At 67.2% G+C, this 25934-nt stretch carries 28 protein-coding genes, 1 tRNA gene, 1 other RNA gene and 1 pseudogene; 15 read left to right on the top strand and 16 right to left on the bottom strand.

Features of this window, described 5'->3' with window-relative positions; translation table 11 throughout:
* Nucleotides 1-279: 279 nt before the first annotated feature.
* The 8 genes from H6900_09820 (at nt 280) to H6900_09855 (ending at nt 8782) form a co-directional block, all read left to right on the top strand.
* Nucleotides 280-1938: an NAD+ synthase gene (locus tag H6900_09820; GenBank protein ID MCC0073574.1), complete on the top strand. Its 1659-nt coding sequence runs from the start codon at nt 280-282 to the stop codon at nt 1936-1938.
* A gap of 152 nt (nt 1939-2090) precedes the next feature.
* Nucleotides 2091-3293 (top strand): SPOR domain-containing protein, encoded by a 1203-nt coding sequence (locus H6900_09825; GenBank protein ID MCC0073575.1) that lies wholly within the window; start codon nt 2091-2093, stop codon nt 3291-3293.
* A gap of 64 nt (nt 3294-3357) precedes the next feature.
* The gene (locus tag H6900_09830; protein ID MCC0073576.1) at nt 3358-4506 is read left to right on the top strand and encodes a D-alanyl-D-alanine carboxypeptidase; all 1149 of its coding nucleotides are present in this window, start codon (nt 3358-3360) and stop codon (nt 4504-4506) included.
* Nucleotides 4503-5147 (top strand): dTMP kinase, encoded by a 645-nt coding sequence (gene tmk / locus H6900_09835; GenBank protein ID MCC0073577.1) that lies wholly within the window; start codon nt 4503-4505, stop codon nt 5145-5147. The genes H6900_09830 and tmk overlap by 4 nt, the downstream gene beginning before the upstream one ends.
* Nucleotides 5140-6243, top strand: coding sequence for a DNA polymerase III subunit delta' (locus H6900_09840; GenBank protein MCC0073578.1), 1104 nt, complete (start codon nt 5140-5142; stop codon nt 6241-6243). The genes tmk and H6900_09840 overlap by 8 nt, the downstream gene beginning before the upstream one ends.
* Before the next feature lie 11 nt (nt 6244-6254).
* Nucleotides 6255-7040 carry a TatD family hydrolase gene (locus H6900_09845; protein ID MCC0073579.1) on the top strand — a complete coding sequence of 262 codons (786 nt, stop codon included), beginning with the start codon at nt 6255-6257 and terminating at the stop codon, nt 7038-7040.
* A complete protein-coding gene (locus H6900_09850; GenBank protein MCC0073580.1) occupies nt 7037-7834 on the top strand; it encodes an MBL fold metallo-hydrolase in 798 nt (265 codons plus the stop codon). Before H6900_09845 ends, H6900_09850 begins: the two co-directional genes overlap by 4 nt.
* Nucleotides 7835-7852: 18 nt before the next feature.
* On the top strand, nt 7853-8782 hold the full coding sequence (locus tag H6900_09855) for an AEC family transporter (GenBank protein ID MCC0073581.1): 930 nt from the start codon (nt 7853-7855) through the stop codon (nt 8780-8782).
* Here the strand turns inward: H6900_09855 and H6900_09860 are convergent.
* Together H6900_09860 and efp are read right to left on the bottom strand one after the other, a co-directional pair.
* Complete coding sequence (locus H6900_09860; GenBank protein MCC0073582.1) at nt 8779-9735, bottom strand: DUF1295 domain-containing protein; 957 nt, start codon at nt 9733-9735, stop codon at nt 8779-8781. The two genes, H6900_09855 and H6900_09860, sit on opposite strands and share 4 nt — an antisense overlap.
* Nucleotides 9736-9854: 119 nt before the next feature.
* Nucleotides 9855-10421 (bottom strand): elongation factor P, encoded by a 567-nt coding sequence (gene efp / locus H6900_09865; GenBank protein MCC0073583.1) that lies wholly within the window; start codon nt 10419-10421, stop codon nt 9855-9857.
* Nucleotides 10422-10534: 113 nt separating this feature from the next.
* On the opposite strand from efp, the gene genX reads away from it, so the two are divergent.
* A complete protein-coding gene (gene genX, locus H6900_09870) occupies nt 10535-11569 on the top strand; it encodes an EF-P lysine aminoacylase GenX (GenBank protein MCC0073584.1) in 1035 nt (344 codons plus the stop codon).
* 68 nt (nt 11570-11637) lie between these two features.
* Here genX and H6900_09875 read toward each other — a convergent pair.
* Together H6900_09875 and H6900_09880 are read right to left on the bottom strand one after the other, a co-directional pair.
* Nucleotides 11638-11714 (bottom strand) — tRNA-His (locus tag H6900_09875).
* 51 nt (nt 11715-11765) lie between these two features.
* Nucleotides 11766-12242: a GNAT family N-acetyltransferase gene (locus tag H6900_09880; GenBank protein MCC0073585.1), complete on the bottom strand. Its 477-nt coding sequence runs from the start codon at nt 12240-12242 to the stop codon at nt 11766-11768.
* 96 nt (nt 12243-12338) lie between these two features.
* On the opposite strand from H6900_09880, the gene H6900_09885 reads away from it, so the two are divergent.
* Nucleotides 12339-12566: a hypothetical protein gene (locus H6900_09885; protein ID MCC0073586.1), complete on the top strand. Its 228-nt coding sequence runs from the start codon at nt 12339-12341 to the stop codon at nt 12564-12566.
* A gap of 9 nt (nt 12567-12575) precedes the next feature.
* Here the strand turns inward: H6900_09885 and ffs are convergent.
* Nucleotides 12576-12673, bottom strand: an RNA gene (gene ffs / locus H6900_09890) — signal recognition particle sRNA small type.
* Nucleotides 12674-12829: 156 nt separating this feature from the next.
* On the opposite strand from ffs, the gene H6900_09895 reads away from it, so the two are divergent.
* Nucleotides 12830-13465 carry a TetR/AcrR family transcriptional regulator gene (locus tag H6900_09895; protein ID MCC0073587.1) on the top strand — a complete coding sequence of 212 codons (636 nt, stop codon included), beginning with the start codon at nt 12830-12832 and terminating at the stop codon, nt 13463-13465.
* Nucleotides 13466-14143: 678 nt separating this feature from the next.
* On the opposite strand, the pseudogene H6900_09900 reads toward H6900_09895, so the two are convergent.
* From H6900_09900 to H6900_09945, 10 genes and pseudogenes are all read right to left on the bottom strand, one after another.
* Nucleotides 14144-14578 (bottom strand): annotated as a pseudogene (locus H6900_09900) (IS5 family transposase).
* A gap of 154 nt (nt 14579-14732) precedes the next feature.
* Nucleotides 14733-14966, bottom strand: coding sequence for a hypothetical protein (locus tag H6900_09905; protein ID MCC0073588.1), 234 nt, complete (start codon nt 14964-14966; stop codon nt 14733-14735).
* Nucleotides 14963-15160 (bottom strand): hypothetical protein, encoded by a 198-nt coding sequence (locus tag H6900_09910; GenBank protein MCC0073589.1) that lies wholly within the window; start codon nt 15158-15160, stop codon nt 14963-14965. Before H6900_09910 ends, H6900_09905 begins: the two co-directional genes overlap by 4 nt.
* Nucleotides 15150-15527, bottom strand: coding sequence for a hypothetical protein (locus H6900_09915; GenBank protein MCC0073590.1), 378 nt, complete (start codon nt 15525-15527; stop codon nt 15150-15152). Before H6900_09915 ends, H6900_09910 begins: the two co-directional genes overlap by 11 nt.
* Nucleotides 15524-16075 carry a hypothetical protein gene (locus H6900_09920; protein MCC0073591.1) on the bottom strand — a complete coding sequence of 184 codons (552 nt, stop codon included), beginning with the start codon at nt 16073-16075 and terminating at the stop codon, nt 15524-15526. The genes H6900_09915 and H6900_09920 overlap by 4 nt, the downstream gene beginning before the upstream one ends.
* Nucleotides 16075-16845 (bottom strand): ATP-binding protein, encoded by a 771-nt coding sequence (locus H6900_09925; protein MCC0073592.1) that lies wholly within the window; start codon nt 16843-16845, stop codon nt 16075-16077. Before H6900_09925 ends, H6900_09920 begins: the two co-directional genes overlap by 1 nt.
* Entirely contained in the window at nt 16842-18959 is a 2118-nt protein-coding gene (locus H6900_09930; protein ID MCC0073593.1) for a Mu transposase C-terminal domain-containing protein, read from the bottom strand. Before H6900_09930 ends, H6900_09925 begins: the two co-directional genes overlap by 4 nt.
* A complete protein-coding gene (locus tag H6900_09935; protein ID MCC0073594.1) occupies nt 18956-19807 on the bottom strand; it encodes a ParB N-terminal domain-containing protein in 852 nt (283 codons plus the stop codon). The genes H6900_09930 and H6900_09935 overlap by 4 nt, the downstream gene beginning before the upstream one ends.
* Nucleotides 19808-19809: 2 nt before the next feature.
* Complete coding sequence (locus H6900_09940; GenBank protein ID MCC0073595.1) at nt 19810-20166, bottom strand: hypothetical protein; 357 nt, start codon at nt 20164-20166, stop codon at nt 19810-19812.
* Between the two features lie 821 nt (nt 20167-20987).
* Complete coding sequence (locus H6900_09945) at nt 20988-21233, bottom strand: hypothetical protein (GenBank protein MCC0073596.1); 246 nt, start codon at nt 21231-21233, stop codon at nt 20988-20990.
* A 413-nt stretch (nt 21234-21646) separates the two neighbouring features.
* Here H6900_09945 and H6900_09950 point away from each other — a divergent pair, with 413 nt between their 5' ends.
* The 3 genes from H6900_09950 to H6900_09960 all read left to right on the top strand — a co-directional run bounded on the left by H6900_09950 (nt 21647) and on the right by H6900_09960 (nt 24586).
* Nucleotides 21647-22018 carry a S24 family peptidase gene (locus H6900_09950; protein MCC0073597.1) on the top strand — a complete coding sequence of 124 codons (372 nt, stop codon included), beginning with the start codon at nt 21647-21649 and terminating at the stop codon, nt 22016-22018.
* Nucleotides 22019-22177: 159 nt separating this feature from the next.
* Nucleotides 22178-23077: an SEC-C domain-containing protein gene (locus tag H6900_09955; GenBank protein ID MCC0073598.1), complete on the top strand. Its 900-nt coding sequence runs from the start codon at nt 22178-22180 to the stop codon at nt 23075-23077.
* A gap of 123 nt (nt 23078-23200) precedes the next feature.
* On the top strand, nt 23201-24586 hold the full coding sequence (locus H6900_09960) for an IS1182 family transposase (protein MCC0073599.1): 1386 nt from the start codon (nt 23201-23203) through the stop codon (nt 24584-24586).
* 133 nt (nt 24587-24719) lie between these two features.
* On the opposite strand, the gene H6900_09965 is transcribed toward H6900_09960, so the two are convergent.
* Entirely contained in the window at nt 24720-24905 is a 186-nt protein-coding gene (locus H6900_09965; protein ID MCC0073600.1) for a hypothetical protein, read from the bottom strand.
* A gap of 537 nt (nt 24906-25442) precedes the next feature.
* Between H6900_09965 and H6900_09970 the strand changes: the two genes are divergently transcribed.
* A complete protein-coding gene (locus tag H6900_09970; GenBank protein MCC0073601.1) occupies nt 25443-25850 on the top strand; it encodes a DUF2852 domain-containing protein in 408 nt (135 codons plus the stop codon).
* Nucleotides 25851-25934 lie beyond the last annotated feature (84 nt).

Below are 25934 nucleotides of genomic sequence, written 5' to 3' on the forward strand. Positions count from 1 at the left end.
GGGGTCCTCCGATTTCGGCACGAAGGTAGGGGCGGCGCGCCGCACTTGTCCATGGGCGACGTCACGTCCCGGACGCCCGTAGGGGGGCAGGGGCGGGCGGTGCCCGGCAGTGGCGGGGGGCCAGCCCCCCGCACCCCCCGCCAAAGGGGACGCAGGCGCCCCCTTTGGAAACCCCCGGATCCGCTGGTGCGTATTTCCGACAAGATGATGGAGCGGGTTGCGGCTTTTCCTTGGGCGTCAGTCTGGTATGTAGGCGGGCAGCCAGAGTTCGGAACGCGCATGACCCGGAAATTTCGCCTGACCCTCGCCCAGTTGAACCCCACCGTCGGCGCCCTCGAAGCCAATGCCGGGCGTGCCCGGGCGATCTGGGCGCAGGCGCGCGAGGCGGGGGCCGACATGGTGGCCTTTCCCGAGATGTTCGTCACCGGCTATCAGACGCAGGACCTGGTGATGAAACCCGCGTTTGCCCGTGACGCGATGCGCGTCGTGCGCGAGTTGGCGCAGGCTTGCGCCGAGGGGCCGGCGCTGGGGATCGGCGGGCCCTATCTGGACGCGGGGCGGCTGTTCAATGCCTATTACGTGCTGGAGGGCGGCCGGATCGCGGCGGTGGTCAAGAAGCACCATCTGCCCAACGATCTGGTGTTCGACGAGAAGCGGCTGTTCACGCCGGCCGACATCGCCGGGCCGTATCGGGTGGGGCCGCTCATCATCGGCACGCCGATCTGCGAGGATGCCTGGCACGAGGACGTGGCCGAGGCGCAGGCCGAGAGCGGGGCGCAAATCCTGCTGGTGCCCAACGGTTCCCCCTATTCGCGGGGCCGGCATGACACGCGCATGGGGTTGATGGTGGCGCGGGTGGTCGAGACGGGCCTGCCGCTGGTCTATGTGAACCTCGCGGGTGGGCAGGATGACCAGATCTTTGACGGCACCAGTTTCGTGCTGAACCCGGGCGGGCAGCTGACGCATCTGTTGCCCGGCTTCACCGAGGCCGTGGCGCATGTCGACTTTGCCGAAACGCCCGAGGGCTGGCGCGCCGCGCCGGGCGAGAAGGCGCCGCTCGCCGACGACTGGGAGCGCGACTACCACGCCATGGTCACCGGTACGCGGGATTACCTGCACAAATCCGGGTTCTCGCGGGTGTTGCTGGGTCTGTCGGGGGGGATCGATTCGGCGCTGGTCGCGACCATCGCCGCCGATGCGTTGGGGCCCGAGAACGTGCATTGCGTGATGTTGCCGTCCGAATACACCTCGGCCCAGTCGCTCGAGGACGCCACCGCCGTCGCGCGCGCCCTGGGTTGCAAGCTGGATACGGTCGCCATTTCTGGCCCGCGCGCGGCCGTGACCGAGGCGCTGGCGCCCCTGTTCGCCGGTCTGCCGGCCGATGTGACCGAAGAGAACATCCAGTCGCGGATGCGCGGCCTGCTGCTGATGGCGATCTCGAACAAGACCGGCGCGATGCTGCTGACCACCGGCAACAAGTCCGAGGTCGCGGTCGGCTATGCCACGATCTATGGCGACATGAACGGCGGCTACAACCCGATCAAGGATCTCTACAAGACCCGCGTGTTCGAGACCTGCCGCTGGCGCAACACCCGACACCGCCCCTGGATGCTGGCGCCCGCCGGCGTGGTGATTCCGCCCCGGGTGATCGACAAGCCGCCCACGGCCGAACTGCGCGCCGACCAGAAGGACGAGGACAGCCTGCCGCCCTATCCGGTGCTGGACGCGATCCTGGACGGGCTGGTCGAGCGCGACGCCTCGGTCGCGGACCTGGTGGCCGAGGGGTTCGATCGCGAGACGGTCAAGCGGGTCGAGCATCTGCTCTACATCTCGGAATGGAAACGTTTCCAGTCCGCGCCCGGTGCCCGGCTCACCACCCGCGCCTTCTGGCTGGACCGGCGGTATCCGATGGTCAATCGCTGGCGCGACGAGGCGTAAGGGGTCGAATTTCGGCAAGTTGATGCCCGCGCCGCGTGCTGCGGGCTTTTCTTGACGGGCCGATGACGCTATCCTCTGCGCAAAAGAGCGCCCCGACCTGAGGGCGCCGGTTGGGTGTGCGGGCAAGACCTCGCACCGGGTACGAGGGCAGAATGAACCGAGCAGGCAGCACCGCATTCCCGCGTCTCGCGCTGGCCCTGGCGACCGTCGCGGTGCTGGGTGGATGCCAGATGACCCCCGGCACGGGCGCCGGTGTGGCCGCCGCGCCAGGCGACGCCGTGGCGACGACGGACACCCGGGGCGGGCCCTCGTCGCGCACCATCGAGCGCGATGTCGAGGCCCCCGAAGTGTTCCAGCGCGATGACACCGGGCTTTGGGACGGGCGTCCTTCGCTTGGGGGGGTCTGGGTCGCGCACCCCTCGGCCCAGGACCCCGAGCGGGTCATGATCCGCAACCAGGCGACCGGCGCCACGGTGATCGGCGCGCTGTTCCGGCGCGAACGCGACAATCCCGGGCCCCGGTTCCAGATTTCGTCCGAGGCCGCGAATGCGCTGGGCATCCTGGCCGGCGCGCCGACGCAGATTTCGGTGACCGCCTTGCGCTTGCAGCGCGTCGAGATGGAGATCGACCCCGCGCCCGCGCCCACCACCGCGGCCGACGAGACGCTGGCCATCGCCACGGCCGAGTCCCCCGCAGCCAACACCGCAGCCAACCCGGGGGCGACCCCCGCGCCCGCCGCCGCGGTGCCCGTGCCCGGTGGCGCACCGCAGGGTCAGGTCGCGGTGACCGCCGCCGACCCCGAGCCCCCGCGCCGGACGCTGCGCGACCTGTTCCGCCGCCGCGCGCCCGAGACCGCGCCCGAAACCGCCATCGCGCAGTCCACCCTGGCCCCGGCCGAGGGTATCGCCACGGCGGCCACCCCGACCACGGCGGCGACCACCGCCACCGCTGCGCAAACGGTGACCGAGATGGCCTCGGCCGCGCCTCCGCGCCAGCGCCGCAGCTTCTTTGACCGCTTCCGCCGCCAGCCCGCCGAACCGGAAGCGGACACAACCATGATCGCGCTGCCCGAAACCTCGGCCCTGGCCGCGCCCGAACCGCCCAGCCGACCCGCCGCACGGATCGACCGGCCGTTCGTGCAGATCGGCATCTTCAGCGTCGAACAGAACGCCACCAACGCCCGCGCGCTGATGCAACGCAACGGGCTCAGCGCCGAGATCCGCCGCGGTCGCATCAACGACAACCAGTTCTGGCGCGTCGTGGTCGGGCCGGCGGGATCGACCGCCGACAGGGCCGACATCCTGCGTCGGGTGCGCGCGCTGGGCTTTGCCGATGCTTACGCGGTTGTGCGCTGAGCGGGTTTGAAACCCGCCCCCGAATGACGCTAAGGTGGCGCCCGAACGAAAGCCGGAGTTGCCCATGCCCGTCCTGCGCCTGCTGATCGCCAGCGTGTTTCTAGCCGTCAGTGCCCTCGGGGCGCTGGCGCAGTCGCCCTATGGCGGTCGCGCGCCGAATTTCTATGTGCTCGACGTCGGCTCGGGGCAGGTGCTGGCACAGCAGAACGCCGATATTCCGCTGCCGCCGGCCTCGATGTCCAAGCTGATGACCCTGGCGATGCTGTTCGACGCCATCGACGAGGGGCGGGTGTCGCTGAGCTCGACATGGAATGTCTCGGCCCACGCGCACGACATGGGCGGGTCCAGCATGTTTCTGGAAACCCGCGACCGGCCCACGACCGAGGACCTGATCCGCGGCCTGGTCATCGTGTCGGGCAATGACGCGGCGGTCGTCATCGCCGAGGGGCTGGGTGGCACCGAGACGGCCTTTGCCCAGATGGCCCAGCAGCGGGCCGCGCAGATCGGCATGACGCAGACGACGATCGCCAACGCTTCAGGCTGGCCCGATCCGCGCCACCGCATGAGCCTGCATGACCTGGCCGTGCTGGCGCGCTACATCATCACCGCGCATCCGCAGCTCTACCAGTATCTGCACGAGACCCAGTTCACCTGGAACGGCATCACCCAGCCCAATCGCCTGCCGCTGCTCAGCGCCGGCGTGGGCGTGGACGGGTTGAAGACCGGCCACACCGAGGAAGCGGGCTATTCCATGGTTGGGTCCGCCGTGCAGGGCAGCCGGCGGATCATCTTCGTCTTCTCGGGGTTGAACAGCCCCGCCGAACGCAGCGAAGAGGCCGAGCGCATCGTCTCGTGGGCGTTTCGCCAGTTTGTCGAGCGGCAGGTGGTGCCGCAGGGCCACGCCATCGCCGAGGCCGAGGTCTGGATGGGCGCCGCGCCCAGCGTGCCTCTGATCGCCGCGCAGGACATCAGCGTGCTGGTGCCGGTCATGGCGCAATCGGGGATCACCGCGCATGTCGAATACGACGGCCCCCTGGCCGCGCCGGTCGCCGCCGGGCAAGAGGTCGCCGCGCTGGTGGTCGATGTCCCGGGCATGGAGCCCCGCCGCGTGCCGTTGGTGGCCGGCGCCGATGTCGCGCAAGGGGGGTTCATGCCGCGTATCCGCACCGCCGCCGCCGTGCTGGGCGAACGTCTCGGGCTGGGTCAGCCGTGACGGACGGGCGCGGCGTCTTCCTCTCGTTCGAAGGCATCGACGGATCGGGAAAATCCACCCAGGCGCGGCACCTTGCCGAGAGCCTGCGCGCACTGGGCCGTGACGTCGTGCTGACGCGCGAACCCGGGGGATCGCCCGGGGCCGAGGAAATCCGCCGCCTGGTGCTGGAAGGGGATCCCGACCGCTGGTCGGCCGAGACCGAGATCCTGCTGTTCACCGCCGCGCGCCGCGATCACCTGGAACGCACGATCCAGCCTGCGCTGGACGCGGGGCGGATCGTGATCTGCGACCGGTTCGCCGACAGCACGCGGATGTATCAGGGCCTGTCGCGCGGCGATCTGCGCGCGCTGGTCGATCAGTTGCACCGCCTGATGATCGGCCGCGAGCCCGACCTGACGGTGCTGATCGACATGGACCCCGATGTCGGCCTGGCCCGCGCCAAGGGCCGTCAGGGGACCGAGGAACGGTTCGAGGACTTCGGCCCCGACCTGCAACGCCGGATGCGCGCCGGGTTCCTGGCGCTGGCCGGCGAATTTCCCGCCCGGTTCCGCGTGATCGACGGCGCCCGGCCGGTGGCCGAGGTGGCCGCGGCGGTGTTGCAGACGGTGCAGGCCGCGCTGGCAGAGCGCGCCGATGGCTGACACGCCCGAGCCCGACCGCGTCGAGGGCGCGCCGCATCCGCGCGACACGCCGCGCCTGTTCGGCCAGAACGCCGCCGAAGACAGCTTTCTGCGCGCCTTTGGTGGCGGGCGGCTGCACCACGGCTGGCTCATCACCGGGCCGCGCGGGGTGGGCAAGGCGACGCTGGCCTGGCGCATCGCGCGCTTCCTGTTGACGCAGGACCCTGGCGGTGGCCTGTTCGGCCCGCCCGAAACGCTGGACGTATCCAGCGACCATCCCGTCGCACACCGCATCCAGGCCGGGGCCGAACCGGGGCTTCTGGTGATCCGGCGCGGCGCCGATGACAAGACCGGCAAGCTGCGCAGCCAGATCACCGTGGACGAGGTGCGCAAGCTGCGCGACTTCTTCGGACTCAGTTCTGCCGAGGGCGGGCGCCGCGTGGTGCTGGTCGATGCCGCCGACGAGATGAACGCGAACGCCGCCAATGCGCTGCTGAAACTGCTGGAAGAGCCGCCGGCGGGTGCCAGCTTGCTGCTGGTCGCGCACCAACCCTCGCGCCTGCTGCCGACCATTCGCTCGCGCTGCCGCGAGCTGCGGCTGGCGCCCTTGGGGCCCGAGGACATGGGCCGCGCGCTGGGCCAGGCGCTGGGCCATGACGAGGGCGGGGCGGAACTGGCCGAGTTGTCAGGCGGGTCGGTCGGCGAGGCGATCCGACTTCTGGCTGGTGGCGGGTTGGCGCTGTATGCCGATATTGTCGCCCTACTGGCCGAGATTCCGCGCCTTTCCAGGCCGGAATTGTTGAAATTGTGCAATTCCATGATCGGCAAGGACAGCGAGCTGCGCTTTGATCTGACGGTCCGGCTGGTCGATCTGGCCCTGGCGCGGCTGGCGCGCACCGGGGCCACCGGCACCCCGCCCGCCGAGGCCACGCCCGGCGAGGCCCGGGTGCTGACCCGTCTGGCGCCCGACGCCAGGGCCGCGCGCATCTGGGCCGAGCAGGCCTCGGATCTGGGTGCGCGGGCGCGCGGCGCGCGGGCGGTCAATCTTGACCCCGGCGCGCTGGTGCTGGATATGTTCCTGCGACTGGAATCCGCGGCGCGCATGGCGGCGGGATAGGCACGGAACCCATGACGCCCGCGATCGTAGACAGCCACACCCACCTCGATTTTCCGGATTTCGATGGCGAACACGACGCCATTCTCGAACGGGCCCGCGCCGCCGGCGTCACGCGCATGGTGACGATCTGCACGCGCCTGGACCGCGAGCCGATCTCGCGCGCGCTGGCCGAACGCTACCCCGAGGTCTACTACGCCGCCGGTGTCCACCCGATGCGCGCCCATGAGACGCCCCCCCTCGCGGTCGAGGACCTGACCCGACTGGCCGCGCATCCGAAATTCGTGGCGATCGGCGAGACGGGCCTCGACTATCACTACACGCCCGAAAGCGCGGACGCGCAGCAAGAAAGCCTGCGGGTGCATATCGAGGCCGCGCGGCAGACCGGTTTGCCGCTCATCATCCACGCGCGCGACGCCGATGCGGACATGGCCCGCATCCTGACCGACGAGTTTCGCGCGGGTGCCTTTACGGGTGTGCTGCATTGCTTCACCTCGGGGCCCGACCTGGCGCGGGCCGGGCTGGAGATCGGGTTTTACCTTTCGGCCTCGGGGATCGCCGCCTTTCCGAAATCGACCGCCCTGCGCGAGATTTTTGCCGCCGCGCCGGTGGACCGCATCCTGGTCGAGACCGACGCCCCCTACCTGGCGCCGCCGCCCCACCGCGGCAGGCGCAACGAACCGGCCTTTACCGCGCTGACCGCCGCCCGCATGGCGGAGGTCTGGGGCCTGAGCTACGAGGCCTTTGCCCGTCAGACCAGCGCGAATTTCGACCGGTTGTTCACCAGGGCGGCGTCATGACGGTGCTGCGGGCGACCATCCTGGGCTGCGGCTCGTCCGGCGGGGTGCCGCGTTTGGGCGGCGAATGGGGCGCGTGCGACCCCACCGATCCGCGCAACCGCCGCCGCCGCTGCTCGTTGCTGCTGGAACGCATCGCCGACACCGGCACGACGCGCGTTCTGGTGGACACCGCACCCGACATGCGCGAACAACTGCTGGATGCTGGCGTCGGCCACCTGGACGCCGTGGTCTATACCCACGGGCACGCCGACCATGTGCACGGGATCGACGATCTGCGCATGATCGTCTTCAACACGCGCAAGCGGTTGCAGGTCTGGGCCGATCACGCGACGCAGGATTCGCTGCTCAGCCGGTTCGGCTATGCCTTTGTGCAGCCGGCGGGCTCGCCCTATCCGCCGATCCTCGATCTCAACTCGATCACCGGAGAATTCACCATCGACGGCGCCGGCGGCCCCATGGTGCTGCGCCCCTTCCGGGTCGATCACGGCAGCATGGACGCGCTTGGATTTCGCATCGGCGGGCTGGCCTATCTGCCCGATGTCGTGCGCATCTACGAGGAAAGCTGGCCGGTGCTGGCCGATCTAGACTGCTGGATCGTCGATGCGCTGCGCTACAAGCCGCACCCGACCCATGCCCATCTCGCCCTGGCGCTGGAATGGATCGAGCGCGTCAAACCCCGGCGCGCGGTGCTGACCAACATGCACGTGGACCTCGATCACGCCACGCTCGAGGCCGAGACCCCCGATCACGTCACGCCCGCCCATGACGGGATGGTGCTGGAGGTGCCGTTGTGACCCTCGGGGGGCGCTGAGATGCAGGCCCTGATCGACGTGATCCTGCCGGTCTTTCTGGTGGTGGCGGCCGGGTATCTGGCCGCCTGGCGCGGCTGGATGACCGAGGCGAGCGTTGACGGGCTGATGAAATTCGCGCAGGGCATCGCCATTCCGGTGCTGCTGTTCCAGGCGCTGACGCGTCTGGACCTCGCGCCGATCTTCGAATGGCGGCTCCTGGTCAGCTTCTATTCCGGGGCGTTCGGCGGTTTTCTGGCCGGGCTATTCGGCGCGCGCTTTTTGTTCCGGCGATCCTGGGAGGACGCGGTGGCGGTCGGTTTCGTCTGCCTCTTTTCGAATTCGGTGTTGTTGGGCCTGGCGATCACCGAACGCGCCTATGGTGCCGATGCCCTGGGCCCCAACTATGCGATCATCGCGCTGCACGCGCCGTTTTGCTACTTCGTCGGGGTGTTGACGATGGAGGGGGTGCGCGCCAGGGGCGCCGGACTGGGCCGCACCGCGCTGAAGGTGGTGCGCAGCCTGGCCGCCAATCCGCTGATTGTCGGCATTCTTGCCGGCGCGCTGGTGAATCTGGGGGGGCTGCACCTGCCCGCAGTGGTCAGCGACGCAGCGTCGCTGATCGCGCGGGCCGGTTTGCCGGGGGCGCTGTTCGGACTGGGGGGCGTTCTTTTTCGCTACCGGCCCGAAGGGGACCTGCGGCTGATCGCCTATGTGGTGGCGGTGTCGCTGCTGCTGCACCCGGCGATCACCTGGACGCTGGGGCGCGCGCTGGACCTGGGGCCCGGGCCGTTCCGGTCGGCGGTGGTGACGGCCGGCATGGCACCCGGCGTCAACGCCTATCTGTTCGCCAGCATGTATGGCCGCGCGCTACGGGTCGCGGCCTCGTCGGTGCTGATCGCGACGGTTCTGTGCATCGTCACCGCCTGGGGCTGGATGCAGGCGCTGGGTTAGCGCCGCCGGCCCGAACGGAACCCCGGAAGCAGCCGCGGAACGAACCGGGGCACGCGCGCGGCATAGGCGTCCCAGGCCTCGGCGCCGCGGCTCTTGCGCATGTGGCGTTCGGCGCCTGGCGTGGCCGAGCCCCAGCCCATGAACCAGCTCGCATGGATCGCCCCCATCAGGCCGAGCCAGCCCAGCGGATGGATCAGCGCGACCAGGGCATAGCCCCACCACATCAGCGCCTCGCCGAAATAATTGGGATGGCGGGTCAGCGACCAGAGGCCCCGGTCCATGATCCGGCCCTTGTTTGCAGAGTCGGCCTTGAACCTGGCCAGTTGGCGGTCACCCACCGCCTGAAAGCCGAAGCCGACCAGCCAGACGACCAGCCCGGCCCAGGGCCAGATCGCTGCCGTGCCGGTCGGGGCGGCGGCCGAGGCGACAAAGGCGAAGGGCAGGCACCAGATCCAGACGACCGCCCCTTGCAGCCCGTAGACCGCGAAGAAGCTCCACCACCGCCAGCGCGGGCCGAACTTGCGGCGCAGGCTGGCGTAGGGTTCGCGTTCATGGTGCAGGTTGGTGCCCAGCAGTTGCACGAACAGGCGCGCCGCCCACAGCGCCATCAGCGCCAGCGCGGCCCAGGCCGGCACCGAGGTGCCGCCTGCGGCCAGCACCATGGCCAGCGCCGTGCCCAGTGCCAGAAGGGGATAGAGGATATCCATCAAGGCGTGGTTGTGCAGCCGGTCGCCCAGCGCCCAGCCCAGCAGCGCCAGCGCCAGCGTGGCGCCCCCGCCGAACAGCGCCGCCGTGAGCGGGGCACGCAGCGGTGGCACCAGCAGGGCCAGCGCCAGAACCAACCCCGGCACCAGCATGTGGATCTGGTGCCAGCGCCTGCCGGGGGCATCGCGGGGCAAGGCGATCCACCAGGCGCAAGCCAGCGCCAACCAGATGAGCAGGGCAGGGGTCATCGCGGGGTCCTCGGTCCGATGGACCATCCTGAACCGGGACGCCCCGCACGGCAAGAGGTCGGCGGCACCGGGCCGGCCGGAACCGGACGGGCCGCCCGACCGTCGGCGTCAGGGACGGGTCAGTCCTTGGCGCGTTCGTAATAGGTGTTGTCGGCGGTGTTGATGACCACCCGGGTGCCGACGCCGATATGCGGCGGCACCATCACGCGCACGCCGATGTTGGTCATCGCCGGCTTGTAGCTCGACGAGGCGGTCTGCCCCTTCACGACGGGCTCGGTTTCGGTGATCTCGACGGTGACGCGGGCGGGCAGTTCCAGCGACAGTGGCACGCCTTCGAAGGTTTGCAGATAGACGCGCATTCCCGGTTCGAGGAAGGGCGCGGCATCGCCCACGGTCTCGGCGCTGGCGGCCACCTGTTCGTAGTTCTCCGGGTTCATGAAATGGAACCCTTCGCCGTCCTCATACAGGAAATCCCACTCGCGTTCGTCCACATCGGCCTTTTCGACCTGTTCGGTGGTCTTCCAGCGTTCGGTGTTCTTCACGCCGTCGATGATGCCACGCATGTCCACCGAGGTCGTGGGCGTGCCCTTGCCGGGGTGGAAGTTCTCGGCCTTGAGAACGACATAGAGCTTGCCATTCAGTTCGACGACATTCCCCTTGCGCAGGGACGAGGCAATGACTTTCACAGGGTCTTCCTTGTGAGGGGCCCCGGGGTTGTGACAGCCCGCGGGGCGGATTATGCGATGGATTGCCACGCCCCTAGCCCATTCCGCGACGGATTTCCAGAGAAAGCGCACCCATGACCGACACCCCCTGGTGGAACCCCGGCCGTCATGCCGACCGCCGCCCCGTGCTGCTGGCCCGCAACCGCGCGCAGGCGGCGATCCGGGGCTTTCTGGCCGATCGGGACTTTGTCGAGGTCGATCCCGCCGCGCTGGCGATCAGCCCCGGCAACGAGGCCCATCTGCACGCCTTTGCGACCCAGGCCATCGGAAACGACGGGCAGGCGCGGACGATGTATCTGCACACCTCGCCCGAATTCGCGATGAAGAAGCTGCTGGCCGCGGGCGAGACGCGGATCGCGGCCTTCGCCCATGTGTGGCGCAACCGCGAGCGCGGGCCGCGCCACAGCCCCGAATTCACCATGCTGGAATGGTATCGCGTGGCCGAGGATTATGGCGTGCTGATGGACGACACCGCCGCCATGGCCCAACTGGCCTGCGTGGCGGCGGGCACGCGGTTGTTGCGGCACGGCGAGGTCGTCTGCGACCCATTCCTGCCCTTCGCGCGCGTCTCGGTCGCCGAGGCCTTTGCGCGTTACGCCGGCATCGACCTGTTGGCGACGATTCGCGCCGATGGCCCCGATCCGGCCGCGCTGGCCGCGCAGGCCGCGGCCGCGGGCGTGCGCTGCGCCGGCGACGACACGTGGTCCGACGTCTTCTCGCGCGTGTTGGTCGAACGGATCGAGCCGCATCTGGGCCACGGGCGCCTTACGGTGCTGGACCGCTACCCCGCCGCCGAGGCGGCGCTGGCGCGCAGTTGCGCCGACGACCCGCGCGAGGCCGAGCGGTTCGAAATCTACGCCTGCGGGGTCGAACTGGCGAACGGGTTCGGGGAACTGACCGACCCGGCGGAACAGCGTCGCCGGTTCCAGGCCGAAATGGTCGAAAAGGCCCGTGTCTACGGCGAAACCTATCCGCTGGACGAGGATTTCCTGGCCGCGCTGGCGGGGATGCCGCCGGCCTCGGGGATCGCGCTGGGGTTCGACCGGCTGGTCATGCTGGCCAATGCCGTGCCTCGCATCGACGCTGTGCTGTGGACACCCGTGCCCTGAGGCGGAGCCCGGAATCGGGTGCGCCAGACAGGCAAAAGGACCCGTGGGGGTGCCCAGGGTCCTTGCGATGGTACCGCCTCCCCGGCTCGAACGGGGGACCTCTAGATCCACAATCTAGCGCTCTAACCAACTGAGCTAAGGCGGCACGTGCGGGCCGTTTAGCGGTCCGCGTGGGCAATTGCAAGAGGGCAAAGGGTCAGAGTTTGCGCTCCCAGATCTGCGCCACGACATCTTGCCCGAACGAGCGTTTGGCCTCGCTTTCGACCAGGTGGAAGTGGTTGCGCGCATAGAGCCGCCCGGCGGCGACGTGGCTTTCATGGGTCCACAACCGCATCCGCCGATAGCCGGCCGCCCGCGCGAAATCGAGCGCGGTGTCCAGCATCCGTTGCGCCAGTCCCGTGCCGCGCGCGCCGGGTTCCAGCAGCACCAGCCGCAGCTTGGCGGTTTCGGCGTCGTCCTCGACGACAAAGATCGAGCCGACGCGCGTCTCGCCGTCCCAGGCGATCCAGCCCTGATCGCGGCCGGGGACCTGCTTGGCCAGGAAGTCGCCCAGGATCTCACGCACCAGCAGGGGGAAGGTCTCGTCAAAGCCCTCTTCCTCGGCGTAGAGCGCGCCGTGGCGGTCAACCAGCCAGTCGGTGTCGTGCGAGGCGAAGGGGCGCAATTCGATCATGCCCGCAGGCTGCGTCCGCCCGGCGCGGCTGTCAAGCGCGCTTGCGTGCCGGGGCCGGGCGCGCTACGGGATCAAAGGTCAAGCATGGGGGCCGAGATGGGTATCAACACGCAAAGCGACATCGCCGCCGATCTTCAGATCGGGCCGACCTCGGTGGGCATGGTGCGCATCTACGTTCAGGCGGACGGCATCGACCTGCCGCTGGATTTCGACCCGGACGAAGCCGACGAGATCGCCGAGGAACTGCGCAGCGCCGCCGAGGCCGCGCGCGCGCTGCGTGCCGAGGGCGGAAAGGGCGGCGGCAAACCGGGCCGGAAACGCTGAAGCGGGAGAGGGTGAGAGACCGGACACGACCCAAGCGGGATTCGTTGCGGCTGCTTCCTTCCGGACCTGACCGGGTTGGCGAAATGCCTGCCCGCGCCGATCTCTCGAGGCCCATCTATGCGTCAGGGCGCTGCGATGCAAGCCTGTTTCTGCGCCCCGAGTTGCGCAGCCGGGCCGATCTGCGATACTCGCACATCCCGCGCGCGCCCCGTCGCGCATCCCCGTAGCGCAACCCCGTGCGCATCAAGGCACCGTCCGACCCCATGAGCAAGCGTGGCTATCATCACGGCAATCTGCGGCAGGCGCTGGTCGATGCCGCGCTGGACCTGATCGCCGAAAAGGGCCCGACCGGTTTCACCATGGCCGAGGCCGCGAAACGGGCCGATGTTTCGGCGGCCGCCCCGTATCGCCATTTCGCCGGCCGCGACGACCTGATCGCCGAGATCGCGACGCAGGGCTACGATCTGTTCGCCGAGGTGCTGGACTATGCCTATGACGGCGGCAAGCCGTCGCCGCTGGCCGCGTTCGAGGCCGTCGGCCGTGCCTATCTGGCGTTCGCGCGCAAGTATCCCGGGCATTACATGGCGATGTTCGAATCCGGGGTTTCGGTGAACCAGACCGCCGATCTGGCCAAGGCCGCCGATCGGGCGACCCGGGTGCTGACCCGCGCCGCCGACGCGCTGTCGGCCCGCATTCCCGCCAGCCATCGCCCACCCGCCGCGATGTTCGCCGCCCACGTCAACGCGATGAGCCACGGTATCGTTGAACTTTATGCGCGGGGCAAACCCGGCGGGCGCACGCCCTTCACCCCAGAGGAACTGCTGGAATCGGGCATCGGCATCTATCTGCGTGGCCTGGGCCTGATCGCCCCCGACCATGACCCGACCCGCAGCGAGTAACGGGACGCGACCGACCGAGGGCGGTTGACCGGCGCGGCCCATCGCGCGGCCAAGGGGACGGGCCTGTGGCGAATGTTCCTCTTCTTGCGCCGCGGTCTGGCGCCGGGCGACAAAGGCCTTGGCCTCGGGGGGCTGGTCCCGCCGTCTGGCGGGATCCCGTGAACGGTCTCGTCCATCGGCCCCGCCCGATCGACGGGCGCCCCCAGCCGACCCGGTGCAATGGCCTGTCCTGCCAGCGATCGGCGACCCAACGCGACACCGGCGCCCCGGGTGTTGAGGGCGATCGGCAGCGGAGGGGGGAATGCAGGGTTCGTCATGCGCCGACAGTCGCGCAGGGCGGTCGGTCAAAACAGGCACAACGGTGTGCGGGGGGATTCTGGCGCTGAGCGGGCCGCTGAGCGCCCGCCTGCCCTTGGACGGCAAACGGGCCGTGCAAACCCGACAAGGGTATGAATAGGGTATTTAACGGCGCTCTGCGACCCGGTTGCGGGCGATGGGGTTGAACGAGCGGCGCTCAGACGGCATATTCAGGAGGCACCTGAGTAAAGTAGCCCGTCTAGCCGTCCTTGAGACGCGGGGGAGGTGACGTCCCCCCAGGTGCGCTATTCGCTCACCAGTGTCGCGGCACCGATCATCCGTCGCAAATGGCGTATTGAGCCTCTGGCGTAGGGTCAGGACTCATAGCCAATAGATGACGATAGAGGCGAGCATGATGGCTGAGAGGAAGACCTTCGGGCATCGGTCGTATCGGGTTGCCACACGCCGCCAGTCCTTGAGCCTGCCGAACATGATCTCGATGCGGTTACGCCGTTTGTAGCGGCGCTTGTCGTATTTGACGGGTTTCTTTCGCTGCTTCCGGCCCGGGATGCAGGCGCATATGCCCTTGTCTTTCAACGCATCTCTGAACCAATCGGCATCATAGCCGCGATCCCCGAGCAGCCAGTCGACCTGTGGCAGGCTGCTCAACAAGGCCGCCGCGCCGATGTAGTCGCTGACTTGTCCGGCGGTGACGAAGAAGCTGATTGGACGCCCTAGGCTGTCGCAGATGGCGTGCAGCTTGGTGCTCATACCGCCCTTGGTGCGGCCAATCAGGCGTCCACGCCCCCCTTTTTGACGCCCAAAGCCGGCGATCTTGCGCACGGTCTCGTCCTCGAGAAGCGCGGCGGCGGGGATCAGTTCGACCGGGACCAGCTTGCCCTTGGCGTCGGGCATGTAGGTCTTGCCGGCGACATCGATGCGGCCGTCGGAGATGGGGGCGGGGAAATGCTCAGACATCGGCGGGTCCTTTCAGGGGCGGGAGGGGGGTGTCGATCGGCGTGGCCGTGCCCGCGCCGGGGGGGATGGCGCGCAGGCCGAGGATTGCGAGCGCGCCCGCCATCGCCTCGATCTCGTCGCGGCTGACCAGCGTCGCGCCGCGCGGGCCGTGAAGGTCCACCTTGCCCATCCCGCGCGCGGCGCGCTCCATCATCGCGGGCAGGGCCCAGCGGGCGAGGGCGGTCATTCGCCGATCCCCGTGGCGGGGTGGCGCGGCGGGATCGGAGGCAAGCGGATCGCCACCGTCCTGCCGGCCTCGAGCGCCTCGAGCATCCGGTCAACGTCCGGGCTTTTGGCCTCGCGTGCCGCGCGGGCCTCCTCGACCAGCTGGCGCTGGCGCTCGGTCGCACCGAAGCGACGGCTTTTGAACTCAACCTTCATCGCGGTTGCTCCTCTGATAACGGCTGCAGAAGCGGCAGGCGCGATACATGCGCACCCGCAGGCTGTTGGTGTTCTGGAAGGCGTCGGCCTTGGCGCGCCAGGCGCGGCATTCGTGCAGGGGCAGGGTGCCCAGCGAGGGGCAGGTGACGGTCTCGGCCAGCAGATGGCCGCGCACCAGCTCCTCGACCGCCAGCATGTCGCCCGCGTAGCGGTTGCGCAGCACGGTCGAGACCAGCGCGGCCGAGCGGCCGAGCCGCGCGGCGACCTTGTTCTGGCTGCTCTGCGCGCAGGCCTCGGCGAGGGCGGCGACCCAGTCGGGCAGGGGCGCGCCCCAATGCGCGCGGGCGATGTCGATCGGGCCGCTCATGCGCCGGCCTCCGGCAGGTGGGTGAACGCGCCCAGGTTCTCGTCCCAGATTGCCCGAACCCGGCGCTCGCGCGGTGGCCGGGGACCGGTGTCGCGGATCAGCCGGTAGATGGCCTCGCGCTTGCCGGGCACTGCTGTGCGCAGGACCTTGAGATACCCCGAGCGGGTCAGCATCTGGCAGAAGCTCCGCGCCTCGTCCCGGCCGACCGCGATGACATCCGTCGAGGAATGCGCGGCGATATCGACGGCGGTAAACGGGGCGCGAAACGCGCGCATCGCCCGCCACATGTTACCCTGCGAGGATTGTTTGACCGGATCGGGGCCGGCGGGCAGTGAACGGGCCGCGCCGATCACCCGATACCATTCGGTGGTGGTGTCGCGCTTGCCCAGGGCCTCGACGGTTCCGGCGCGGACCCAGCGGCGGATCCAGGTTCCGGCAGTATCAATGCCGATCTGCGCGGCCTCGGACAGGGCGCGGCGGTCGAAGGTGACCAGTCGGCAGGCGGCCGACCAGGCGACCTGTTGCAGGATGTTCTTCTCGTCGCGCATCACGCAGCCCCCGCGAATTCGGAACGGCGCGGCGTCGGCGCGGTTCCCGTGTAGAGGCGGCGCAGGTCCACATCGGCGCCGCCCAGCCGGTTGACGCCGAGGACCTGGGCGCGCTCGTGCACCTGGGCCAGGTTGACGCAGACGCGGCGGGTCGAGCCGTGCGAGAGGCGCAGGAGGTCCGCCTTCAGCTCGGCCGCAAGCTCGACACCCGGTGCGTAGATCCCGGTCAGGTGGTTGAGGTCGCCCATGTCCGCGGGCAGCGCCGCGATCCAGTCGAGCATCCGCCCGTGGACCCGTTCCCATTCCTTGAGCTTCTGCGGCAGCAGTTCCTCGCCGATCAGGATGGTCGTCGCCTGGCTGCCCTCATAGATGTCGCGCACGATCTCGACCATCTTTCGGGCGACCAGGTGGTCGGCCTCGTCGATGATCAGCGGCACGCCGCGCAAGGTCAGTTCGGCGGCGATCCGGTCCACCATGTCGGCGGTGTTGCCCTTGGGCACGAGGCCCAGCTCGACCAGGATCGCCGCGCAGAGGTTCTTCTTCGTCCAGGCGCTCTTGCACTGCACCAGCACAGCCTGGAAGCGGTTGGCGGCGTAGATCGCCGCGGTCGACTTGCCGAAGCCCGAGAAGCCGTAGAAGCAGGCCATGCCGGGCAAGCCGATGGCGCGTTCGTTCACCCGCTCGATCAGCGCCGTGAGGGCCGCGACGTTCCGCAGCGGCGCGACGCTGTTGTAAAGTCTCTGGTCGTCTGCCATGTCCCTCTCCTTCATCCGAAATACGCATCCCCGAAATCCGACCAGAGCGCGCGCTCGGCCCGGTACTCGGGGGTTGTCTGGTAGCCTTTGAGCCAGCGCGCCTGTTCCTCGGTGATCGCCTCGCCGGCCTCGCGCGCGCGCTCCAGATCGAGGGCCCGGCGGAAGCGTTCCTTCGGCGCCTCCTCGGCGGGCCTGGGCGCACGGCGGGCCGCGAAATCGGCCACCACGGCCTTTTGCTCGGCCAACACCTCCGGCGGCAGCGGCTCGGGCGGCCGGTGCCGGGCCGCAGGTTGCACCAGCTTCACCACCTTGGCCTCGGGTGCTGCGATCGGGTCGCCGGGCGCCGTGGCGTCGAGGTCGAGCCCGAGTTCGCGGGCGGTGAGCTTCCTGTAGGCCTCGACCGCCTTCTTCTCGGCGTTCATCCAGTCCTTGCGGGCGCGGTTGTGCTCGCGCGCGGCCTCGAGCGACAGGAACCCGCCCTTCATCAGGCAGTCCGCGGCACCCAAGTAGCGGTTGTCGAAGCTGTAGACATGGACGCCCGCATGCAGATCGGCCGGGTCGAAGCGCACGACCATCCGCTTTCCGGCATGCTCGTGCAGCCAGGGTGCCCAATACTCGTTGCCGAGGAATGCGATCTTGGCGTTCACCCGGTTGACCGTGAGGCCCTTGGCACCCATCAGCCAGAGGCGGCGCTGCGCCTCGGTCGCCTTGCGGATCGGCGCCTTCTCGTAACTCTCGGCGAAGACCTCGGCGAAGGACCGGCCCCAGGCGACCTCGGACCGGCGGCCCTGGCGCAGGTTATGCTCCTCGATCCCCTCGGCCACGACCTTGAGGAAGGTCTCGAAAGGCACCGCCTTGCTCGCGTAGTTCTCGGGCTTGGCGTCGGGCCGGTTGCCGGTCCAGGCGCCGGCAAAGCGGGGGTCCTTGGCGATGGCATCGCACATATCGCGGAAGGCGCGCTCGATCGGCTTCGATTGGCCGGCATAGGGCGTGGCCCAGTGGATCTCGCAGCCGAGCGCCGTGAAGAGGCCGGGGATGTCGGCCTCCAGCGCCTTGAAGCGGTTGCGGGTCTCGGCCCGGCCGGTCACCGCCTTGGCGGCGAACTCGCGGCCGTTGTCGAGGAGGACATGCTCGGGGATGCCCCAATCCTCGATCATGTCGCCCGCGGCCAGCAGCACGTCATCGGCGTTGGCGGTGAGCGCCAGGCGCCAGGCCAGAACCCGGCCCGAATAGATATCCTGGAAGGCGACCATCTGGGGCCGCAGGGGCGTGTCGATGCCGGGCCAAGCGACGAAGACGTCGAAGCGGTGGTAGTCGGCGTTGACCACTTCCAGCGCGTGCAGCGCGGTCTTGTCGCGGCGCTGCGGCGGGTACATCCGTTTCAGCGCATCGATGCCCATCCGGGCCAGCACCTGGCTAGGCTGGCTGACGCGTGCGTCGAGATAGCGGCGCATGGTCCGCTCGGGCGCCAGGACCCAGCCGTTCGCCTTGGCCGCGCGGGTGGCGCGCCGGTAGCAGGACGAGAAGGACGGCCGCTCGAGCCGCAGGTAGTCGGACGCCAGCCAGTCGAAGGCATCCTCGTCGAACTCGGCCCGGGTCACATGGCGTGTCGCCGCGCGATGCCTGGGCGCGAGGTGCGGCAACCGGTCGTCGGGGCGCACGCCCTCGACGAGGCCGAGCCAGTTCCAGAGCGTCCGCGGGCTGACGCCCTTCAGCTTGGCCACCTCGCGCGCGGCGAGGTCGCGGCCCAACTGGAACTCCAGCGCCTCGACCGCCTGGACGCAGCCCAACCGGTGCCGGGCCTTGCCCTGCACCGCCTCGGGCAATCCCTCGAACCATTCCCAGGCCTGTCCGCGGCTGACCGCGCCGGCACCGATGCCGCCCGCGCTCCCCGGCGCCGTGACCTCGGCCAGCAGCGCCTTGCGGGCCGCGAGGGGCAGCGCCGACCAGTGGTACTCCCACCCGCCGCCACGGCCCGCGCGCTTGCGGGCAGCGGAAATGTTGGCTCGCAGGTTGATCCTGGAAATCCAGCGATCGACGCCTTGCATGGTGCTTGGCACATCCGGCAGTTCCGCGTCGGCCAACTCTTGTGCCGTCCACCATTGCTTCTGGGGGGCGAGGTCCGTCATTCCGGCACCCCCTCATAGAGAAGGGCGGAGATCTCGTTGCCGTGGTCGCGGCAGAACCGGCGGCGAGCCTCTTTCGGCGCGCGCGCCCAGGCGGCCTTGAGCGCCTTCAACGCCGCTTCAAACGGGTCTTCAACGGGGGTAGCGTTGCCCTCGCTCGCGGCGATTGCGCGGCGAGCGTCAGCGGCAGATTTTGCGCGCCCCTCGGCCAGCCTCTCGACCACCTCGTAACGTTCCGCCGCCTGCCCGATCTTGGCAATCTCGGCCAGGTCCTTGAGGGTGATCGGGCGCGGGGCTTTGCGCAGCAGGGCAACATCGCGTGGATCGAGGCGCGATCCGGCGGCGATAAGGCGGAAGATGTGGCGCTGTGAAAGGCCGAACTTCTCCGCTGTCGCGTCGGCAAACGATGCAACTGACATCGTGTCAGTTGCATCCCAACGGGCGGCCGCGCCCGCGACCCCACGCTTCGCTTCCGGATGCAGGCGTTCAAAGACCCGCTTACGCTCGGCGAGGAACAGCGCCGTGTCCAGCGGCGAGAGTTCCGCGCCGGCGATGTTGTCGTCGATCTCCATCAGCCGCGCCCAGTCGTCGGTGACGTCGGCCCAGACCTTGGCCTCGATCTCGTCCCAGCCCAGCCGCCGCGCCGCTTCCAGCCGGTGCCCGCCGGCGATCAGCACCAATTGGCCGCCCTTCTTCTGGCGCAGGTGGATCGCGTCCTTCATCACCCCGATCTCGGCGATCGAGGCCAGAAGGCTCTCGACCCCGGCCTCGGACACCGGGCGCAACCGGCCCGCGGTGGCGATGTCCGCCACCTTCACCCGGTCGATCCTGAGCAGTCTGGGTTCCGCCATGTTCAGGCCCCCGACGAACGGCGGGGTTTGCGCCCGGCGCCCGCGCCCTGGTAGCCATAGGCGCCCAACGGATCGCCGAGGCCCCGGCACGGGCCGCACATCCGGTTGTGGATGCCCTCGCTCTCGAAGACCGATCCGCAGCAAAGACCGGCCCGCGGGCCGCGCCGGGCGGCAGCGTCAGCCTGCCGCTGCAGGCTGTCGGCGCGTGCCGCCGCCAGGTCGCGGTTGCCGTAGGCGCCCGAGGCAACGCGGCCTTCGGGGTCAACGACGAAATAGCCGCGCACCGGATGGGGCCGGTATTCGACCTGGTAGACCGGGCGCTGCCCGATGTGCCGGGGGGTTGTGGCGCGCCCCCTCATCCCAGCACCGCCCCGGCGCAGAGGCCGACATACAGCAAGCCGAACAGCGCGACGGCCCCGATCAGATCGCCCAGCCAATGGTCCTCGAGCGCGCGCAGCGCCCGGATGAAGCGCGTCATGCGTCACCTCCAGGGTTCGGATTGCGGGGGAAAGACAGGGCAGGCATCGCGCCGGCCCCGATGCGGGCACAAACCCTTGTGCCTGGTCTCGCCGGAGACCAGCGACGATCATGGCGGTGCCGGAGGGCGTTCCAGCGCCCCCCGACACCTCTCATCCCCTTTCGAACACCCCGAAAGGAGACGATTTGAATGCCCGCCAATTGCTCGGCTGCCTCACGGTCACCACCCGCTGCAACGACAAGCGCCCTCTTGTGCATGGTGCGTTCAGCCTTGAGCCAGTCGCGCCTGGCCTTTGCGTGCATGCGCCCAGGGGTGCCATTGGTCCTTCTTGCCATCACGCACCCCCTTTCGGCGGGCACCGGCGCGAGGGACGAGCTGCTTTCCCCCGCGCCGGGCCGCCCCTACCATCCGGTGCGCCAACAACCGGAACGGAAGGGGATTTCGATGAGCGATCAGGGCTGGATGGAGCTTTTTCAACCCATTCACGTCGAATGGTTTGAACAAACCCAAACACACGTGGTTCGGGGAACCAGCGCCGACCTTGGCGGTCAGACAGTGCCGATTGGGTTTGCGATGCGGGGACCGGCAGCAGCGCAATTCTTGCAGCGCCTTCGGGACGCAACGCGCAACGTGGCTGCAGACGCAATAGACCCCAGACCGCGCGGTCTACAGTAAAGCCCCAAAGGTCAGACAGGATGCCCATCACGCGGCCTCCTTCTTGCCCTTGGGCGGGCGCGGGATGTCGCGCGGCCATTCCAGGTCAGCGGGCCAACGATCCGAGAAGGCCCGCAACGCGTCGTTATAGGTGTCCACCCGGCATCCCTTGCCTTCGCTCAGGCGCCGGAACAGCCGGGTGTGCACGCCGCACCATTTGGCAATGGTCGCCTCGGAGCGCCCAACGTGGGCGGCCAGAACTGCGGCAAGGGTGGTGAGGTGGTTCGTTTCCATGCACTAACGGTATCAAAATACACCGATCAAGCAATATCTTTTTACACCAAACACGAAACAAACTATCCCCGCACGGCTTGGCTTGTGCAAAATGCATCTTGGTGTATTTTTGCACCGTGCTTACTGCGGCTGAAATATACGCGTTGATCGAAAACCGCCGATCCGAACTTGGGCTGTCGCAAGCACAGCTGGGGCAGCTCGCTTTCGGGCAAAGCAACAGCGCTGCCATACAGAATTTGAGAAGAGGCTCTTCTCCGACCGCAGACAGGCTCTCTGCCCTCGCCGACGCTCTTAACCTCGAACTCTACTTCGGCCCTCGGCGCGACCTAACACCAGCACCCTCGACCACCGTCTCAGGGGAAGCCTTCGCCACCGTTGCCCGTTACGATGCCGCCGGTGCCGCGGGCGACGGGGTGATCAACCTCGACGGTCCGCCCGTCGATCACCTGGCCTTCTCGAAGCGCTGGCTCGAGCAGAACGGCATCAGCGCCGGCGACAGCATCCTGATCAACGTGCGCGGCGACAGCATGCGGCCCAGCCTCTATGACGGCGACCTGGTGATGATCGACCGGCGCAAGACGCAGATCCGCTCAGGCCAGATCTACGTCTTCCGCGAGGCAGACGCGCTCAGGATCAAGCGGCTCGAGGTGATCCCCGACGCCGCGATCATCCTGCGCAGCGACAACCCCGAGCACCCGCCGGAACACCGCACCGGCGAAGCCATGAACGCCGTCAGCCAGAACATCGTCGGCCAGGTGGTCTGGTCCGGGCACAAATGGGGGTGACCGCTTGCGGCCCAGAGCGGTCATTGGTGGCAATATCAAGTGCTGCGTTGCAGCCCGTCGTTGCAGACGTTGATGCATTGCCGCTGCATTGTCTAATCGCTAGCGTCGGCTGTGCAGAACGAAATTCTTCCGACGATGTACAAACGGAGGTGGTCAAGCATGAATGAGGTGAACAGATTTGGTTTAAGACGCCGCCCTGAATCAAGTGTTCGCAGAACAATCCGAAAGAACTCGGGATTTGGCTGCGTGGTCTGTGGCTTGGCGATTGGTGATTACGAGCACGTTGATCCTACATATGTCGACGCTGAAATACACGACCCCAACTGCATGACGTTCTTATGTATTCGCTGTCACGGTAAGGTCACTCGAGGTCAACTTTCGAAGGAAAGTGTAAAGGATGCGATGAGGGAGCCCGCTGCCTTCAAAGCAGGGTTTTCATTTGAGGCTTTGGATGTCGGATCTTCCGCACCCACGATTCATATTGGCCCTATGAGTGTCAAGAATTGTGAATCCATTATTTCAGTCAATTCAAGACCTGTTCTATGGATTCACCCTCCTGAGGAAGCCGGAGGACCAGTTCGAATTGGTGCCGAAATAAGAAATGAGCACGGAGAATTGGTATTCAGCATTGTTGACAATGAATGGCGCGTGCAAAAAGAAAGCTGGGATGTCGAAGTGATCGGCAAGACAACAACAATCCGAAATGGTCCGCGTGAGATAGCCCTTGTTATCCGCACTGAACCTCCTGGTGACTTGTATATCGACCGAATGGATATGAGCATCGAGGGCTATAGATTCTGGATTGATTCTGGAAATTTGTACATACGTCGGCCGGATGGACAGACTGACTCTGTTCAAAGGTTTGATTTCGTTGATTGCACTGCCGCCATTGTCGCTGTTAACAATACATTGATATTTGGCACCGGAGGGGGCAGAGTTTCATTCAGTCTAGCGGGTAAAGGCCGAACATCGCGGGTAATTGACACCAGCCGGAGGCGAAACTCGGTATGCGCATGCGGTAGTGGCAAGCGTTTTAAACACTGTTGCGGAGCCTTCTAAAGTAGACGTTGTTGCTGCCTGCAGCGAAGGTCCGCAATCCGCCGATGCTGTTGAAAAAGTCTTTATTGCAGTGCGGCAAGTCCTTTGATTCACTTGATTATGAGGGGATCGGAGGATTTCGACATGATGGGCACACAAACGGCACCGGCACAGCTGTTCTATGACTTCGATCTGGAGCGTCATGTTCCTTCCGGTCATATGCTTCGCGAGATCGACAGGTTTCTCGACGTGGATGGGATGCGGGAGGCCCTTCGCCCCTTCTACAGCCACCTCGGGCGTCCTTCGATCGATCCAGAACTGATCATCCGGATGCTGGTCATTGGTTACGTCATGGGCATCCGATCGGAACGTCGCCTCTGCGACGAGGTCCATCTGAACCTCGCCTATCGGTGGTTCTGTCGGCTGGGCCTGGAGGGGAAGGTCCCGGATCACTCGACGTTCTCTCGGTATCGCCATGGCAAGTTTCGCGACAGCAATCTGCTGCGACAGGTCTTCGAGGCCACGGTGGAGCGGTGCCTGAGGGAGGACCTGGTATCCGGCGAGGGCTTTGCCGTGGATGCCAGCCTGATCTCCGCTGACGCCAACAAGGCTCGGTCAATCGCAGCCGAAGACTGGAGCCCTGAGGTCGCGCGCGAGGCTGGGAACCGGGCAGCGCGGGAATATCTGGAAACGCTGGATGATGCCGCCTTCGGCGCCGCGTCACCGACCCAGCCGAAGTTCGTGGCCAAGTCCGACCCGGCGGCGCAATGGACCCGTGCCGAGGAAAGTCGCCCCTATTTTGCTTACGCCACCAACTACCTGATCGACACCAAAAGCTCGGTAATCATGGATGTTGAGGCGACGCGCGCCATTCGCCAGGCCGAAGTCGGGGCGTCGCGCACGATGCTCGACAGAACCGAGAAACGGTTCGGGATCAGGCCGGATTGGCTGGCGGCCGACACTGCCTATGGCAACGCCGAGAACCTCGGATGGCTGGTTGAGCAGCGGAGCATCATCCCCTTCATCCCGGTGATCGATAAGTCGGAGCGGACCGATGGCACCTGGTCCAGATCCGACTTCGAATGGGACGAGGCGAACGATCAATACATCTGCCCCGAGGGACACGCCCTCAGGCAGTATCGCCGGAACTACTCCGATCCGAACCGGGGTCAGGACACCGGCGGGCGGAAGAAATATCGTGCCTCGAAGGCGACATGTCAGGCCTGTCCATCCAAGGAAATCTGCTGCCCGAAAGCGGAGGCCCGATACGTCACCCGTGAACCCCACGAGGAAGCACGCGAGTTCGCCCGCGCATGCCGCAAGACCAAGGCTTACGAGGTATCCCGAGACAAGCGGAAGAAAGTAGAGATGCTCTTCGCCCATCTGAAGCGTATCCTCGGCCTGACCCGGCTACGCCTGCGCGGCCCCAATGGTGCGAAGGACGAATTCCTCCTCGCCGCCATCGCCCAGAACCTCCGAAAACTCGCCAAGCTGCGGCCTCAGTTAGCCAACCCGGAGGCCACGGCATGATCTGAGCGGCCAGATAGACGCCACAAGGCGGCGCGACGGGCGATTGTCCGAACCAAACGGCGACACCCGAGCCTGAGGGCAGCTCAAAACGCGTTCTCAGGCCGACTTTTTCAACAAAATCCGCCCTTTCGGATCATTCCGCGTCCTTCATGTTGCGCAAGGTTTCCTCTCCCATCGCCGAAGCGATCACGGTGTCTACCTCGTCCAGGTAGCTCTCCCACATGGCCTTGCCGTCGAAGCGCGTGTCGGGACGGTGGCCATGCAGCCTGCACAGCGCCCTGGCGGCGCGTTCTCTCGGTGGCTTTGCGGTCCTGGTCATGGTCAAGCATCCCCTGCTCGGCGTCGATTCTGCAAGCAGGGGCAGGGCGCGCTGGGGTGAAAAAGCCGTGCATGTTCGGCGCAGAGAAATTGGCCGCACGTGGACGCCGGTTCCTTGATATTTCAAAGGCTTACAGCGAGCATGCACGGCGCGAACCGAACCTGCACGCCAACGTGCATGTTCCGATTCACGTGCGCTTTGCGCTGTTGCGTGAAAATCCCTTTGAAAACAGCGTTCAAGCCCGGTTTGAGCGCCGCGCCCGGGAGGGCGCTCCACCGTGCCGATGGACGATTTTCGGGGGATTTCTGCAAGTTTCCACCTCGTCGCAGCCCTGGCTGCCGGGGTCCATTAAATCCTTTTTCTTCATGGCTTTAACCACCTGTTCCCGGCTTTTCCCAGCTGTTCCCGCATCTCTGCAAAACTCCCTGTCAACGCACACACGCACAAAAAGTTCTGGCCGCGGTCTTGAACCTCGACGTTGGGTCTCCATCTATGTTAATGTAAATAACATTAACACTAGCAACGAAGGAGACACACATGACCGCCATCGCTTCCTGGCCCGGCCGCGCAGAGACCTGGCTGGACGAACGGGGCAGAGGAGCCTGGATCGCCGCGATGGTCCTTGGCTTCATCGTATTCTGGCCGATCGGCCTCGCACTTCTCGCTTACATGATCTGGGGAAAACAGATGTTTGGAAAGAACTGCCGCAACCGCGCCCACAGCCACCACCGTCAGGCCTGGGCGATGCATCAGCCCTCGGGCAATGCGGCCTTTGACAGCTACAAGGCCGACACGCTGCGCCGTCTGGAAGAGGAACAGGATGCGTTCGCCGCGTTCCTGAAGCGGTTGCGGGATGCCAAGGACAAGGCCGAATTCGACCAGTTCATGGACGATCGGGCCCGCCGCCGGGCCGAGGACGCGCGTCCGGTCGAACCTGCGATGTAACGTGAGGGGCGGGGGGCTGCCGCCCCCCGCTCCCCCGCTTCAAGGGGGCATGCCCCCTTGAAAATCCCCGGGCACCGAGGGTGA

It is taken from the genome of Rhodobacter sp., assembly GCA_020637515.1.
Taxonomy (GTDB): domain Bacteria; phylum Pseudomonadota; class Alphaproteobacteria; order Rhodobacterales; family Rhodobacteraceae; genus Pararhodobacter.

Excerpts from the sequence above, each read along its gene's own strand:
- H6900_09820 (MCC0073574.1), top strand. The coding sequence starts at position 280 with ATGACCCGGAAATTTCGCCTGACCCTCGCCCAGTTGAACCCCACCGTC.
- H6900_09825 (MCC0073575.1), top strand. The coding sequence starts at position 2,091 with ATGAACCGAGCAGGCAGCACCGCATTCCCGCGTCTCGCGCTGGCCCTG.
- H6900_09830 (MCC0073576.1), top strand. The coding sequence starts at position 3,358 with ATGCCCGTCCTGCGCCTGCTGATCGCCAGCGTGTTTCTAGCCGTCAGT.
- H6900_09840 (MCC0073578.1), top strand. The coding sequence starts at position 5,140 with ATGGCTGACACGCCCGAGCCCGACCGCGTCGAGGGCGCGCCGCATCCG.
- H6900_09845 (MCC0073579.1), top strand. The coding sequence starts at position 6,255 with ATGACGCCCGCGATCGTAGACAGCCACACCCACCTCGATTTTCCGGAT.
- H6900_09850 (MCC0073580.1), top strand. The coding sequence starts at position 7,037 with ATGACGGTGCTGCGGGCGACCATCCTGGGCTGCGGCTCGTCCGGCGGG.
- H6900_09855 (MCC0073581.1), top strand. The coding sequence starts at position 7,853 with ATGCAGGCCCTGATCGACGTGATCCTGCCGGTCTTTCTGGTGGTGGCG.
- H6900_09860 (MCC0073582.1), bottom strand. The coding sequence starts at position 9,735 with ATGACCCCTGCCCTGCTCATCTGGTTGGCGCTGGCTTGCGCCTGGTGG.
- genX (MCC0073584.1), top strand. The coding sequence starts at position 10,535 with ATGACCGACACCCCCTGGTGGAACCCCGGCCGTCATGCCGACCGCCGC.
- H6900_09880 (MCC0073585.1), bottom strand. The coding sequence starts at position 12,242 with ATGATCGAATTGCGCCCCTTCGCCTCGCACGACACCGACTGGCTGGTT.
- H6900_09885 (MCC0073586.1), top strand. The coding sequence starts at position 12,339 with ATGGGTATCAACACGCAAAGCGACATCGCCGCCGATCTTCAGATCGGG.
- H6900_09895 (MCC0073587.1), top strand. The coding sequence starts at position 12,830 with ATGAGCAAGCGTGGCTATCATCACGGCAATCTGCGGCAGGCGCTGGTC.
- H6900_09905 (MCC0073588.1), bottom strand. The coding sequence starts at position 14,966 with ATGACCGCCCTCGCCCGCTGGGCCCTGCCCGCGATGATGGAGCGCGCC.
- H6900_09910 (MCC0073589.1), bottom strand. The coding sequence starts at position 15,160 with ATGAAGGTTGAGTTCAAAAGCCGTCGCTTCGGTGCGACCGAGCGCCAG.
- H6900_09915 (MCC0073590.1), bottom strand. The coding sequence starts at position 15,527 with ATGAGCGGCCCGATCGACATCGCCCGCGCGCATTGGGGCGCGCCCCTG.
- H6900_09920 (MCC0073591.1), bottom strand. The coding sequence starts at position 16,075 with ATGCGCGACGAGAAGAACATCCTGCAACAGGTCGCCTGGTCGGCCGCC.
- H6900_09925 (MCC0073592.1), bottom strand. The coding sequence starts at position 16,845 with ATGAAGGAGAGGGACATGGCAGACGACCAGAGACTTTACAACAGCGTC.
- H6900_09930 (MCC0073593.1), bottom strand. The coding sequence starts at position 18,959 with ATGACGGACCTCGCCCCCCAGAAGCAATGGTGGACGGCACAAGAGTTG.
- H6900_09935 (MCC0073594.1), bottom strand. The coding sequence starts at position 19,807 with ATGGCGGAACCCAGACTGCTCAGGATCGACCGGGTGAAGGTGGCGGAC.
- H6900_09940 (MCC0073595.1), bottom strand. The coding sequence starts at position 20,166 with ATGAGGGGGCGCGCCACAACCCCCCGGCACATCGGGCAGCGCCCGGTC.
- H6900_09945 (MCC0073596.1), bottom strand. The coding sequence starts at position 21,233 with ATGGAAACGAACCACCTCACCACCCTTGCCGCAGTTCTGGCCGCCCAC.
- H6900_09955 (MCC0073598.1), top strand. The coding sequence starts at position 22,178 with ATGAATGAGGTGAACAGATTTGGTTTAAGACGCCGCCCTGAATCAAGT.
- H6900_09960 (MCC0073599.1), top strand. The coding sequence starts at position 23,201 with ATGATGGGCACACAAACGGCACCGGCACAGCTGTTCTATGACTTCGAT.
- H6900_09965 (MCC0073600.1), bottom strand. The coding sequence starts at position 24,905 with ATGACCAGGACCGCAAAGCCACCGAGAGAACGCGCCGCCAGGGCGCTG.
- H6900_09970 (MCC0073601.1), top strand. The coding sequence starts at position 25,443 with ATGACCGCCATCGCTTCCTGGCCCGGCCGCGCAGAGACCTGGCTGGAC.